The organism is Geomonas sp. Red32, assembly GCF_023652955.1.
Taxonomy (GTDB): Bacteria; Desulfobacterota; Desulfuromonadia; order Geobacterales; family Geobacteraceae; genus Geomonas.
Genome location: NZ_JAKLOY010000003.1, coordinates 448,075 through 461,688 on the forward strand (window position 1 = coordinate 448,075; position 13,614 = coordinate 461,688).

A 13,614-nucleotide genomic window follows, 5' to 3' on the forward strand; every position below is an offset into this window, starting at 1 on the left:
CGAGAAGGGGGGAGGGGGAGCGCAAACAAAAAAAATCTACATTTTCGATTGACGTTAACGTCAAATAGCTTTATAAAGCAGTTCTAGGACGAGGTGGTCCATGGAAGCAACAAGAGAGATTTACTGGAACGTCGGGCATGGGGTCGTCCTTCCTATGTATTTCTTCGCCATCGTAGCCTTCGCCATCTTCGGCTACGGGGTTTATCGCCGGCTTCCGGTATACCGGCTGGGCAAGCCGCTTGACCGGCTGGACCAGTTGCCGCGCCGCATAAAGCTTCTAGCCGGGCGCGTGCTGTCGCAGTCCAAGGTGCTGAGGGTGCTCGATCCGGGGAGCCTGCACGCACTTTTCTTCTGGAGCTTCGCGCTGCTCTTCATCGGCACCTTGCTGGTGATGGTCCAGGCCGACTTTCTCCACCCGCTCTTTGGAATCACCATACTCAAGGGGATGTTCTACCAGGGATACTCCCTGGTCCTCGACGCTGCGGGGCTGATCGCTGCCGTGATGCTGGGGCTTCTTTTGGTGCGCCGCTTCTTCGTCAAGGCGAAGGAGATCGAGTCGATCCGCGACGACTACGTGGTTCACGCTCTGCTGATGGCCATCATCGTCACCGGATTCGTGGCCGAAGGGGTGAGGATGGCGGCCACCGAGATCGTGCAGAATCCCGATCTCGCGCGTTTCTCGCCGGTGGGAAAATGGGTGGCCGGGTTCTTCGCCTCCCTGCCGCCCGAGTCGCTCTCCCGGATTCACAAGGGGCTTTGGTGGGTGCATTTCTTCCTCGCCATGGGATTCATCGCCGCGATCCCCTTCACCAAGCTCAGGCACCTGATCACCACCTCGGCCAACTACCTCTTTGCCGACCTGGGGCCCAAGGGGGCGCTGGCCACCATCAACCTGGAGGACGAGACGCTCGAACAGTTCGGTGCGGCCAAGGTGACCGATCTCGCCTGGAAAGACATCTTCGACGCCGACGCCTGTACGAGCTGCCAGCGCTGCCAGGACCGCTGCCCGGCCCATAACACCGATAAGCCGCTCTCCCCGATGAAGCTCGTCAAGAAGGTGGGGGAGATCGCCCAGGACGAGCCGGAGAAAAGCCTCTGCGAAGCCATCGGCGAAGATACCCTTTGGTCCTGCACCACCTGCCGGGCCTGCCAGGAGATCTGCCCCGCAGGCGTCGAGCATGTGAACAAGATCCTTGAGATGAGAAGAAACCTGACACTGATGGAGGGATCCTTCCCGGGCGACGAGGTCCGCACCGCAGTGGGCAACATCGAGGTAAACGGCAACCCCTTCGGCCTCGCCTACGCGGCCCGCGGCGACTGGGCGCAAGGGCTTCCGGTGACCGTGATGGAAACGGGAGGCGAGGCCGACGTCCTCTACTTCGTCGGCTGCTACGCCTCCTTCGACAAGCGCAACCAGGAGATCGCCAAGAGCTTCGTCACCATCTGCGACGCGGCGGGGATCAAGGTCGGCATCCTCGGCAAGGAAGAGAAGTGCTGCGGCGAACCGGCCAGAAAGCTCGGCAACGAGTACCTCTACCAGACCACCGCCGCCGAGAATATCGAGCTCATCAAGGCCTACGGCGTGAAGAAGATCGTTACCACCTGCCCGCACTGCTTCAACACGCTGGCCCGCGACTACCGCGATCTTGGCCTCGATATCCCGGTGGAGCATTACACCACCTACCTCGCGGCCCTGATGGAGAGCGGGAAGCTGAAATTAAAGCCGGAGCCGTTCCACTTCACCTACCACGACTCCTGCTACCTCGGGCGCTACATGGACATCTTCGAAGAGCCCCGCACCATCCTCGCCAAGGCGGGGGGAGAGCTCTCGGAGATGGAGAAGAAGGGGCTGGAGAGCTTCTGCTGCGGAGCCGGCGGGGGGCGCATCCTGGCCGAAGAGAAACTGGGAAGCCGCATCAACGTGGCCAGGGTGCAGATGGCCCAGGAAACCGGGGCGCCGCTTCTTATCTCCAACTGCCCGTTCTGCCTCACCATGTTCGAAGACGGCATCAAGACCGGCGGAGCCGAAGGGCACCTGGTGGTCAAGGACCTGGCGGAAGTAGTCGCCGGGCGGCTGGCTGAGTCGCACTGACTAAAGCCTTAAGAAGTAGGGGGGCCTCGATGGCCGCGGAACCGAAAACGAAGACGAAAAGCTGCTACGGGGTGAAGTCGATCGAGGAGTCCTGGTCCCTGCTCACCCTGCTGTTCGAGTCCCGGAGGGGGATGACCCTCACCGAGCTGATCATGGCCAGCGGCATTAGCAAGAACAAGACCTTCCGCCTCTTGAGCACCTTCGAGAAGCAGGGGATCCTGGACAAGGACCTCTACGGGGTTTACTCGCTGGGAAGCTCCGCCTCGGTGGCGGCCCGCAAGGTGCTCTGGAGGGGAAACGTGGGGGATGCGGCCGATCCCGCCCTGAAGAAGGTGGCGAGCATCCTCGACGAATCGGTCTACTTCGCCCACCGGTGCGCCTCCCGGACCACCCTCATGTACATGGCCGATTGCAACCAGAAGGTGCGGGTCCGCTCCTTGGTCGGCTCGGTCTTCTTCGAGCGCGCTAACGGCGAAACCGTGCCGGCGGGGAAGGGGATGGAGGGGGTGCGGATCACCGTCGGTGCGGTGGACCGGGAAGTGACCACGGTGGCGCTCGACGTGGCCCCCGTGGGAGACGACGGCTTCAGCTCCCTCATGGTGGTCGCCCCGAGCTTCCGGATGTCCCACCAGCGGATCGCCGAAGAGATCGTTCCGGCACTGCGGGAGGCGGTCCGCGAGCTCAGGGAGGAGCAGTCGGAGCCAAAAAGGCGGAGGTCGCAGCCGGCAGTCGTCCACCTGGCGCCGCAGCGGGCCGCCAAGCGCTCTCTTTCGGAAAAAGCAACTTACAGCGCGGGGATGCCGTAGCCGGCAGTGGCCTGAAATCCCGGGAATTCAGGAATTCAGGGAGAGCATAGGTTGCGCAGCCGCCGGCGGCACGGACTTCACCGCTAGACACATTTTCACGCACAGCCGTTCAACAGGACCAAGGGGAGGTACCACATGAAGATCTTAGTCTGCATCAAACAGGTTCCGGACATGGAGTCCCGCTTCAAGCCCGACGCCGCCGGGGTATGGTTCGCGGAGACCGACCTGGCGTTCCGGATGAACGAGTACGACGAGTACGCCGTCGAGCAGGCGGTACGCCTCAAGGAGCAGCTGGGCGACGCGCCGGAGGTCACCGTGCTCTCCATCGGGCCGGACCGGGTGGTCGAGGCCATCAAGAAGTCGCTCGCCATGGGGTGCGACCGCGCCGTCCACGTCCAGGACCCCGCCGTCCACCTGAAGGATCCCTGGCAGATCGCCTCCATCATCGCCGCCTACGCCAAGGACCAGGGCTTCGATCTGATCTTCACCGGGATGCAGTCCCAGGACCGCGGCTCCGCCCAGGTCGGCGTCACCGTGGCCGAGCACTTGGGCATCCCCTGCGCCACCACCCTGGTCGGCTTTGCCTACGATAACGGCACCGTCACCGCCAAGCGTGAGCTGGAAGGGGGCGTGAAGGGCGTGGTGAGGATGAAGACCCCGGCGCTGGTGACCTGCCAGCTCGGCCTCAACACCCCGCGCTATCCGACCCTTCCCAACATCATGAAGGCGAAGAAGAAGGAAATTGCCGCCATTCCGGTGGCCGATCTCCTCACGGTCGAATCCCTGGCCGTGACGGCCAGCTTCCATTCCCCGGCCAAGAAGGGGGGCGGGATCGTCATCGAAGGTGAGATCGCGGACCAGGTAACCCGCGTCATCTCTCTCCTCAAAGAAAAAACCGCGGTGCTGCGCTAGGAGGCGACCATGAAAACCTTACTTATCGGCGAATACAGGGACGGCAAACTGCTCGACTCCACCTACGAGCTCTTGGGCTTCGCGGGACAGCTCGGCGCGGAAGCCGCGCTCTTCCTGGTGGGAAGCGATAGCGCCCTGCCGGCCTACGGCGGGAAGCTCTACCTCGCCCCGGCCTCCGAGGCGGGGGAATTCAATCCCGACCTGCACAAGCAGCTGGTCCTCGATGCGGTCAAGAAGGAGAACCCCGACTGCATCGTCTTCATCCACTCCTCCTACGGCTGGGACCTCGCCCCCCGCGTCGCCGCAGCGCTGAAGGCCGCCCAGGTCTCCGAGGTTGTCGCCGTCAAGGACGGCGGCTATGAAGTCGGCGCCTGCAACGGCAAGATGAGGCGGCTCATCAAGCCCGCCACCGCCCAGGCGGTCATCACCATCCAGGCCGGCGCTTTCCAGCCGGTACAGCCGGGCGGCTCCCCGCAGGTCGAGAAGCTGGCCGTCTCCGCCTCCAGCGCCATCGAATTTCTTGGTTACGAGCCGGCCGAGGATAAGGCGGTCGATCTCGCCAAGGCCGAGGTTATCGTCAGCGCTGGCCGCGGCATCGGCAAGAAGGACAACGTCTCCGTCATCGCCGCGTTGGCCAAGGCCCTCGGTGGCGAATTGGGCGCCAGCCGCCCGGTGGTCGACGCCGAGTGGGTCACCCACGACCATCAGGTCGGCACCACCGGCCAGACGGTCTCCCCCAAGCTCTACGTCGCCTGTGGCATCTCCGGTGCAATCCAGCACCTGGCCGGCATGAAGAAGTCCGACTTCATCCTCGCCATCAACAAGGACAAGGACGCCCCGATCGGGGAGGTGGCCGACGTGCTGGTGGTCGCCGACCTGATGCAGTTCGTTCCCGCACTGACCGCTAAGCTCACGTAACAAGTCGCAGTAACAACCGCTTCCCATGCCTGGTTCCCCCACCCCCTAGACCCCTCCCTCCAGGGGAGGGGGAGCCTCGGTTCGGAAGGCTGCTGAAGGCCCAGATTTCCTTTCCAACGCGGAGGGCAATCCTGGCTCCTGCTCCCCGCTCGTCTTGAGCGGGGGCATACACTCTATCTCTGTCTGGAGACTGCCGTGAACATTCATGAGTATCAAGCGAAGGCAATTCTACGCAAATTCGGCGTGCCGGTTCCCGATGGGCACGTCTGTTACAACGGTGCCAGCGCCCGCGAATGGGCCAAACGCCTGAGCGACGGCCCTTGGGTCGTCAAGGCCCAGATCCACGCTGGCGGCCGCGGCAAGGGTGGCGGCGTCAAGCTTGCCAGGACCTCCGAAGAGGTCCGGCTGATCGCCCGCGACATGCTGGGGATGACGCTCAGGACCCACCAGACCGGTCCCGAGGGGAAGGTCGTCACCCGGGTGCTGGTCGAAAACGGCTGCAACATCGGCCGCGAGCTCTACGTGAGCCTGCTGGTCGACCGCGCCACCTCCAAGGTGACCGTGATGGCCTCCACCGAGGGGGGGATGGACATCGAAGAGGTGGCCGCCAACACCCCGGAGAAGATCTTCATGGAGACGGTCGATCCGCTGGCCGGGCTCACTCCGTTCCAGTGCCGTAAGCTCGCCTTCAGCCTGGGGCTCACCGGCAGGCTCCTCACTAAGGCGGTCAAGCTCTTCCAGTCGCTCTACACGACCTTCATTGCCTGCGACTGCTCCCTTCTGGAGATCAACCCGCTGGTGGTGACCAAGGAAGAGGAGCTCCTGGCGCTGGATGCCAAGTTCGGCTTCGACGACAACGCCATGTTCCGGCACCTGCAGATTGCCGACATGCGGGACTTCGACGAGGAGGACGCCAACGAGGTGGAAGCCTCCCAGCACGACCTCTCCTACATCTCGCTCGCCGGCAACATCGGCTGCCTGGTCAACGGCGCCGGTCTCGCCATGGCGACCATGGACATCATCAAGCACTACGGCGGCGACCCGGCCAACTTCCTGGACGTCGGCGGCGGGGCTACCGCTGAACGGGTCACCGAAGCTTTCAAAATCATACTTTCGGACGTTAACGTCAAGGGCATCTTTGTCAACATCTTCGGCGGGATCATGAAGTGCGACGTCATCGCCACCGGGGTCATCGAGGCGGCGCACCAGGTATCGCTCAAGGTGCCGCTGGTGGTCCGCCTGGAGGGGACCAACGTCGATCTGGGCAAGAAGCTTCTGGCCGAAAGCGGCCTCAATATCGTCGCCGCCGACGGCATGGCAGACGGGGCCCGCAAGATCGTCAACGCCGTGGCTTCGGCCGCCAGAAGGGAGAGGGGAGAATGAGCATATTCGTCAACGCCAGCACCAAGGTAATCACCCAGGGGATCACCGGGGCTACCGGCCTCTTCCACGCCAAGGGCGCCCGCGAGTACGGCACCCAGATGGTCGGCGGGGTCACCCCGGGCAAGGGGGGCACCACCATCGACGGCTTCCCCGTCTTCGATACCGTCTCCGAAGCAGTTGAAAAGACCGGCGCAACCGCCTCGGTCATCTACGTCCCGCCCCCTTTCGCCGCCGACTCCATCATGGAGGCGGTCGATGCGGGGATCGAGCTGGTCTGCTGCATCACCGAGGGGATTCCGGTCCTCGACATGGTCAAGGTGAAGCAGTACATGCAGGGTAAAAAGACCCGCCTGATCGGTCCCAACTGCCCGGGCGTCATCACACCGGGACAGTGCAAGATCGGCATCATGCCCGGCTACATCCATAAGCCCGGCAAGGTCGGTGTCGTTTCCCGCTCCGGCACCCTCACCTACGAGGCGGTCTGGCAGCTGACCGGGTTCGGTCTCGGCCAATCCACCTGCGTCGGCATCGGCGGCGACCCGGTCAACGGGACGAGCCACCTCGACTGCCTCAAGATGTTCGAGGAGGACCCGGATACCGAGGCGGTCATCATGATCGGCGAGATCGGCGGCAACGCCGAGGAGGAGGCCGCCCGCTTCGTGAAAGAAAACATGACCAAGCCGGTCGCTGCCTATATCGCCGGCCGCACCGCTCCCCCGGGAAAAAGGATGGGACACGCGGGCGCGATCATCTCGGGAGGGAAGGGGACCGCGGCGGAGAAGGTCGCCGTCCTGGAAGAATGCGGGATCTCGGTAGCCGCCACCCCGGCGGAGATGGCCGAGGCGCTCATGAAGGTCTATCGCCCCAAAAGCTAAGTCGTCCCAGACGCGAACTCGCTCCTGAGGCAAATTCGCCCTGAGCCTACGCGGCTCAGGGCAACCATGACAAGGATCTTGCCATGCTCATAGTCGTCTGCATCAAACAGGTACCCGACACCACCCAGGTCCAGATCGACCCGGTCACCAATACCCTGGTCCGGGACGGGATTCCCTTCATCGTGAATCCCTACGACACCCATGCATTGGAGGCCGCCCTGCAGCTGAAGGATCGCTTCGGCTTCAGGGTGGCCGCCATCTCGATGGGCCCTCCCAATGCGGAAGCGGCGCTCAGGAAGGCCCTCTCGCTGGGTGTCGACCGGGCCATCCTCCTCTCCGACCGGGTCTTCGGCGGGGCGGACACCCTGGCCACCAGCAACGTCCTGACCCGCGCCATCCAGCTTCTCCACGCGGACGAGAAGGTGGGGATGGTCCTCTGCGGCAAGCAGACCATCGACGGCGACACCGCCCAGGTCGGCCCCGGCATCGCCACCCGCTTGGGCTACACCCAGCTCACCCTGGTCGACCGGGTGGAAAACGTCGACACCCTGCGCGGCAAGATCCGGGTGCGCCGCAAGCTCGAGGGGAGGCACGAGGTGGTGGAATCGCCCTTCCCGGTGATGCTGACCGTGGTGAGGGAGCTCAACAACCCGCGCTACCCGACCGTTCCCATGCGGCTCGCCTCGGAAGATGCCCGTGTGGAGCTCTGGAACAACGAGGTGCTGAAGCTGGACGTCGGCACCATCGGGCTCAAGGGGTCGCCCACCTGGGTGAGCAGGATCTTCTCCCCCGAGCGCGCCAAGGGCGAGGTGATTGGCGACGGGCTGAAAGACCCCTCCGGCGCCGCCCATCTCCTGATCGACAAGCTTTTGAGCAAGGATCTGCTGGCCATTTAGCGAGGACACCAATGACCGTAGAGAACAAGATTAAGAAACCGCGGGGAAAGGCCCGGCTCGTCGAGGGAAAATGCATCGCCTGCGGAGCCCGTTGCGAGAGCTCATGCCCGGTCAACGCGGTGGTGATGTCGGAGGCCGGCGAGCCCACCGTGGTGGCCGAGAAGTGCATCGGCTGCGTCAAGTGCGTGAAGGTCTGCCCCGCCCAGGCGCTGGAGATGTTCTTCACCCCCGAAGAGCAGGCGATCCTCGATCAGCTCGCCCAGCAGGGTACCCCCGTCGAGGAAGAGCTTGACCCGGAGGCCAAGGCGCTGGCCGAAAAGCTCGCCGCCTACAAGGGAGTCTGGGTCTTCGTGGAGCAAACCGAGGGGGAGGTGGCCAAGGTCTCCTGGGAGCTGATGGGGAAGGGGCGCGAACTCGCCGACACCCTGAAGGTTCCCCTCTCCGCCGTGGTGATCGGTGAAAAGGTCGAAGGGCTCTGCCACGAGGCGTTCCGTTACGGCGCCGACCAGGCCTATCTCGTTGACGCGCCGGTCTTCCGCCACTACCGGACCCAGGCCTACCTGAAGGCCCTCTACCAGCTGCTCGATCTTTTCAAGCCGGAGATCATCCTGATGGGAGCCACCGGCCTCGGGCGCGATCTGGCGGGAGCCGTTGCCACCGTGGTCGGCACCGGCCTCACCGCCGACTGCACCGCGCTCGGCATCGACGACCGGGGCAATCTCATGCAGACCCGTCCCGCCTTCGGTGGCAACATCATGGCGACCATCATGTGCGACAAGTTCCGTCCCCAGATGGCGACCGTCCGTCCCCACGTGATGCCGATGCCCGAGCGGCTGGCTGAGAGGGCCGGTGCGATCCTACCGGTGACCTGCCGGGTTGCCGAGGAGGAGATCCTCACCAAGGTCTTGCAGATCATCTCCGACAAGAACAAGGACCACGTCGACGTGGCGGGTGCGGAGTTCATCGTCTCCGGCGGCCGCGGCATGATGGGCAAAGAGAATTTCGCCCTGCTCCAGGAACTGGCCGACGAGCTGGGAGGCGTGGTAGGCGCCTCGCGCAGCGCGGTCGACGCAGGGTGGATGCCGCACGAGCGGCAGGTCGGCCAGACCGGGAAGACGGTGCGCCCGAAGATCTACATCGCCTGCGGGATCTCCGGCGCGATCCAGCACCTGGTCGGCATGCAGGACTCCGACTTGGTCATCGCCATCAACCGCGACAAGGACGCCCCGATCTTCGAGGTAGCCCACTACGGCATCGTCGGTGACCTCTTCCAGGTGGTCCCCGCCTTGATCGAGCGCCTGCGGACATTAAAAGGCCAGCCCGAGTCGGCGAGAAAAATCTGCATCAACGCCTAGCTGGAAACTATTTTCTCCACCCCCGCTTCAACATCGTCCCCCCCTTTGCGAAGGCCCTTCGTCCCCCCCCTTGTCAAAGGGGGGGACAGGGGGGATTTGAAGTTCCGGCTAGAGGCAAATCCCCCTAAAGTCCCCCTTTGACAAGGGGGACTTTAGGCACCAGTAAAACCTAGGAAGTTAACCACCAACGGACGAGGGAATCATTATGTCGCCCAACCCAAGTATCTTCGGATGGATGCTGCTTATCAGCGGCATAGTCTTTTGCACCGCCTGCTACCGCAGGTTAAGCCTGGTCGGCATCGGCCAGGCCGACGAGCGCTCCGCAGGATTAGGCCGCCGCATCTGGCAGGTCCTATCCCACGCCATCGGCCAAAAGCAGGTGGTCTCCAAATCCTTCGGCTTCAACCATGCGGTGATTTTCTGGTCCTTCCTGGTGCTCCTGTTGGCCAACGCCGAGTTCGTCGCCAGCTCGCTCGTCCCTTCCTTCTCGCTGGCCGTCCTCCCCGCCGGAGTCCACCACGGACTCCTCTTCATGTTCGACGCCGCCTCGCTTCTGGCGCTGGTTGCCGTCCTCTTCGCCTCCGCCCGCCGTCTCTTCTTCCCGCCCGAACAGATGAGCAGCGCGTACGTGAAGGCAAGAAGCTTCGAAGGCTTCGTCATCCTCTCCCTGATCGCTTCGCTCATGCTCGCCTACTTCGGGATGCACAGCGCCGCCATCGCCCTCGGGAAGGAAGAAGCGGCCTCCGCCATGCCGGTGTCGTCGTTCATCGCCCCGCTCTTGGGGGGCTCCCTCACCCCTGCTCAGCTCGCACTCCTGGCCGATGTGAGCTGGTGGCTGCACGCGGTGGCGCTCCTTCTTTTCCTCTGCCTCCTTCCCTTAAGCAAGCACATGCACATCCTGACCGCGATCCCCAACCTCTTCCTGGCCGACCCCAACGGGCGCACCATGCTGCCGCGTGAGGAATTCGTGAAAGGGGGGAGCTACGGCGTCGCCAAGGTGGACGAATTCACCTGGAAGGATCTCCTGGACGGTTTCTCCTGCACCGAATGCGGGCGCTGCCAGGCCTCCTGCCCCGCCGCCAGCACCGGGAAGCCGCTCAACCCGCGCCAGGTGATCCACGCCATCAAGGTGAACCTCCTCGCCAACGGCCACTCGCTCAGGCACGGCGACGCCCCCAAAGTTCCGCTGATCGGGGCGGAAGGGGAGGGGACCACCTCCGAAGACGCGGTCTGGTCCTGCACCACCTGCGGCAGCTGCATGAGCGTCTGCCCGGTGCTGATCGAGCACATGCCGAAGATCGCCAAGATGCGCCGCCAACTGGTGCAGATGAAATCGAGCTTCCCCGAGGAACTGCTGACCCTTTTCGAGAACATGGAGGGGAGGAGCAATCCGTGGGGGATCGCCCCCACCGAGCGGACCAAGTGGCACAGTGGCATGGAGGTCGAGACGTTCGAGGCAGGCAAGACCGACTACCTCTTCTGGGTCGGCTGTGCGGGAGCCTTCGATTCCCGGCAGAAGCACGCCACCGTCGCCATGGCAACGATCCTGAACGCCGCTGGTGTCTCCTGGGGAATTCTCGGCAAAGACGAGAAGTGCTGTGGTGACAGCCTGAGAAGGCTCGGCAACGAGTACGTCTTCGACAAGATCGCCCGCGAGAACGTGCACCTCTTCAAGGAGCGCGGCGTGGTCAAAGTCGTCACCCAATGCCCGCATTGCTTCTCAACCTTGAAGAACGATTACCGCCAGTACGGGATCGAGCTTCAGGTGGTGCACCACTCCGAGCTGATCGCCGAGCTGATCCAGAGCGGGCGGTTGAAGCTCAACAAGAAAGTCGCCGGCCTCGGCAAGCTTCTCTTCCACGATTCCTGCTACCTGGGGCGGCATAACGAGGTGTACGAAGCGCCCCGCCAGGCGATCCAGCAGGCGACCGGCGACCGCCCGGCCGAGTTCGACCGCAACGGCAAGGAGTCCTTCTGCTGCGGAGCTGGCGGCGGGAGGATGTGGCAGGAAGAGACCGAGGGCGAAAGGATCAACCTGAACCGCGTGAAAGAGGCCTTGGCCAAAAAGCCCGACACCATCTGTGTCAGTTGCCCGTACTGCATGACCATGATGGAAGACGGCCTGAAAGACCTCCAAGCCTCCGGCACCCAGGTAAAAGAGTTGGCCGAAGTAGTAGCCGAAGGCCTGAGACCCTAGACTCTGCTGTATGACATCCCCCCTCCCTTGGAGGGAGGGGGCGAGGGGGTGGGGGACGCATCCACGAAGTTCCGTAGCCGGCTTCCCCCCCACCCTGACCCTCCCCCTCCAGGGTGGAGGGAAAATAAGGGAGAGAACCGATGCCATTAGCCAAAATCGAAGACGTACTGGAAGACCTGCGCCAGGGAAAGATGGTCATCCTGGTCGATGACGAAGACCGCGAGAACGAAGGCGATCTCTGCATGGCCGCCGAAATGATCACCCCCGAAGCCATCAACTTCATGGCCAAGCAGGGCCGCGGCCTGATCTGCCTGACTCTCACCGAAGAGACCTGCGACCGCCTTAACCTCCCGCCCATGGTCAAAGACAACAGCTCCTCCTTCGGCACCGCCTTCACCGTATCCATCGAGGCCCGCCGCGGAGTCAGCACCGGCATCTCCGCCGCCGATCGCGCCCACACCATCCTGACCGCAGTCGCCGACGATACCTGCGCCGCCGACCTCGCCCGCCCCGGACATGTCTTCCCCCTGCGCGCCCGCAAGGGAGGCGTCCTGGTAAGGACCGGCCAGACCGAAGGCTCCGTCGACCTGGCGCGGCTGGCCGGAATGAAGCCCGCCGGGGTCATTTGCGAGATCATGAACGACGACGGCACCATGTCCCGGATGCCGCAGTTGCAGCGTTTCGCCCTTGAACACGGCATCAAAATCTGCACCGTCGCCGATCTCGTTGCCTACCGTCTCCAGCACGAGTCCCTCGTCAGGAAGGCCGCCGAAGTGCGCCTGCCGACCAGCTACGGGGGCGAATTCAGGACCATGGTTTTCGAAAACGACGTCGACCGTCAGGAGCACTTGGCCCTGGTGAAAGGCGACATTTCAGGCGATGAGCCGGTACTGGTGCGCGTCCACTCCGAATGTCTTACCGGCGATGTTTTCGGAAGCTGCCGTTGCGACTGTGCCAATCAGCTTCAGCGCTCGATGGCCATGATCGAGCAAGAAGGCCGTGGAGTGATTCTCTACATGCGGCAGGAAGGGCGCGGTATCGGTCTCGTCAATAAGCTGAAAGCGTATGCCCTGCAGGACCAGGGAAAGGACACCGTAGAAGCGAATTTAGCGTTAGGTTTCAAAGCCGACCATCGCGACTACGGCATCGGAGCCCAGATGCTGCTTCACCTCGGCGTGAAGAACATCCGCCTGATGACCAACAACCCGAAAAAGATGGTTGGCCTCCAGGGCTATGGCATCAACATCGTGGAGCGCGTCCCCCTGGAGACACCCGCCTCCGCGTCGAACCTGCATTACCTGAAGACCAAGCGCGAAAAGCTCGGTCACCTGTTGGTGAACCTCTGACCCAGCAAAGGTTCCCGGGTTCCCACTGCCAAGGGCCCTTTCGTTCCCTTGAGTCCCTGTGGTCCCTGTGGTCCCTGAGGTCCCTAAAGTCCCTTTAGACCACCCGCTTACCCCACCAAAACTAATGAGTCCCTTAAGGAGCCCCCGGCCATGAGAGAAGAGCCGCAAGTCATCGAAGGAAAGCTGGACGCCACCGGCCTCACCTTTGCCGTAGTCGTGGGCCGTTTCAACAGCTTCCTGACCGAGCGCCTTTTGGAAGGCGCCCTGGACGCCTTGGTCCGCCACGGAGCCGACCGTGGGCGGATCACCGTGGTTCGGGTGCCGGGAGCCTTCGAGATCCCGCTGGCGGCCAAGAAACTACAGGAGAGGGGAGGGGTGGATGCCATCATCTGCCTGGGATGCGTAATCCGCGGTTCCACTCCCCATTTCGACTACGTCTCCGCCGAAGTCACCAAGGGGGTGGCCCACGTCTCCCTCTCCACCGGCATCCCCGTCGCCTTCGGCGTGCTGACCACCGACACCATCGAGCAAGCCGTCGAGCGTTCCGGTACCAAAGCCGGCAACAAAGGTTTCGATGCCGCCATGACCGCCATCGAAATGGCCAACCTCTGCAACTCCCTCGCCGCCTAATCGACATGACCAGGCCCCCGGCCACAGGTCCCTTGCCGACTTCCCCCACCCCTTCTCCCCTCTCTCAAGGGGAGGGGGACTGTCCGCCACAGGTTCCCCCCTTTGCGAAGGGGGGACAGGGGGGATTTTAGCCCAAGGGTGAGCATAGAAAGCAAGCGGACGGCCAGGGTGAGGATGGGGATCGTGGCCTCATAGTAAATACCA

Annotated in this window: 11 protein-coding genes; all 11 read left to right on the plus strand. The window is 63.3% G+C overall.

Translation table 11 applies throughout. The features are described from left to right. The first annotated feature begins 100 nt into the window (after nucleotides 1-100). The 11 genes from L4X63_RS11295 to ribH all read left to right on the plus strand — a co-directional run bounded on the left by L4X63_RS11295 (nucleotide 101) and on the right by ribH (nucleotide 13,410). Nucleotides 101-2,092 carry a heterodisulfide reductase-related iron-sulfur binding cluster gene (locus tag L4X63_RS11295; protein WP_250678732.1) on the plus strand — a complete coding sequence of 664 codons (1,992 nt, stop codon included), beginning with the start codon at nucleotides 101-103 and terminating at the stop codon, nucleotides 2,090-2,092. Between the two features lie 29 nt (nucleotides 2,093-2,121). After that, nucleotides 2,122-2,898 (plus strand): helix-turn-helix domain-containing protein, encoded by a 777-nt coding sequence (locus L4X63_RS11300; RefSeq protein ID WP_250678733.1) that lies wholly within the window; start codon nucleotides 2,122-2,124, stop codon nucleotides 2,896-2,898. Nucleotides 2,899-3,033: 135 nt separating this feature from the next. Then, a complete protein-coding gene (locus L4X63_RS11305; RefSeq protein WP_250678734.1) occupies nucleotides 3,034-3,810 on the plus strand; it encodes an electron transfer flavoprotein subunit beta/FixA family protein in 777 nt (258 codons plus the stop codon). Nucleotides 3,811-3,819: 9 nt separating this feature from the next. Further along, a complete protein-coding gene (locus L4X63_RS11310; protein ID WP_250678735.1) occupies nucleotides 3,820-4,728 on the plus strand; it encodes an electron transfer flavoprotein subunit alpha/FixB family protein in 909 nt (302 codons plus the stop codon). A 195-nt stretch (nucleotides 4,729-4,923) separates the two neighbouring features. Further along, nucleotides 4,924-6,111 (plus strand): ADP-forming succinate--CoA ligase subunit beta, encoded by a 1,188-nt coding sequence (gene sucC, locus L4X63_RS11315; protein ID WP_250678736.1) that lies wholly within the window; start codon nucleotides 4,924-4,926, stop codon nucleotides 6,109-6,111. Continuing rightward, entirely contained in the window at nucleotides 6,108-6,986 is an 879-nt protein-coding gene (gene sucD / locus L4X63_RS11320; protein ID WP_250678737.1) for a succinate--CoA ligase subunit alpha, read from the plus strand. Before sucC ends, sucD begins: the two co-directional genes overlap by 4 nt. Before the next feature lie 83 nt (nucleotides 6,987-7,069). Continuing rightward, nucleotides 7,070-7,882: an electron transfer flavoprotein subunit beta/FixA family protein gene (locus tag L4X63_RS11325; RefSeq protein ID WP_250678738.1), complete on the plus strand. Its 813-nt coding sequence runs from the start codon at nucleotides 7,070-7,072 to the stop codon at nucleotides 7,880-7,882. 11 nt (nucleotides 7,883-7,893) lie between these two features. Next, a complete protein-coding gene (locus L4X63_RS11330) occupies nucleotides 7,894-9,237 on the plus strand; it encodes an electron transfer flavoprotein subunit alpha (RefSeq protein ID WP_250678739.1) in 1,344 nt (447 codons plus the stop codon). 205 nt (nucleotides 9,238-9,442) lie between these two features. Next, entirely contained in the window at nucleotides 9,443-11,434 is a 1,992-nt protein-coding gene (locus L4X63_RS11335; protein WP_250678740.1) for a (Fe-S)-binding protein, read from the plus strand. A 140-nt stretch (nucleotides 11,435-11,574) separates the two neighbouring features. Continuing rightward, on the plus strand, nucleotides 11,575-12,780 hold the full coding sequence (locus L4X63_RS11340; protein ID WP_250678741.1) for a bifunctional 3,4-dihydroxy-2-butanone-4-phosphate synthase/GTP cyclohydrolase II: 1,206 nt from the start codon (nucleotides 11,575-11,577) through the stop codon (nucleotides 12,778-12,780). 150 nt (nucleotides 12,781-12,930) lie between these two features. After that, complete coding sequence (gene ribH / locus L4X63_RS11345) at nucleotides 12,931-13,410, plus strand: 6,7-dimethyl-8-ribityllumazine synthase (RefSeq protein ID WP_250678742.1); 480 nt, start codon at nucleotides 12,931-12,933, stop codon at nucleotides 13,408-13,410. Nucleotides 13,411-13,614: the final 204 nt, after the last annotated feature.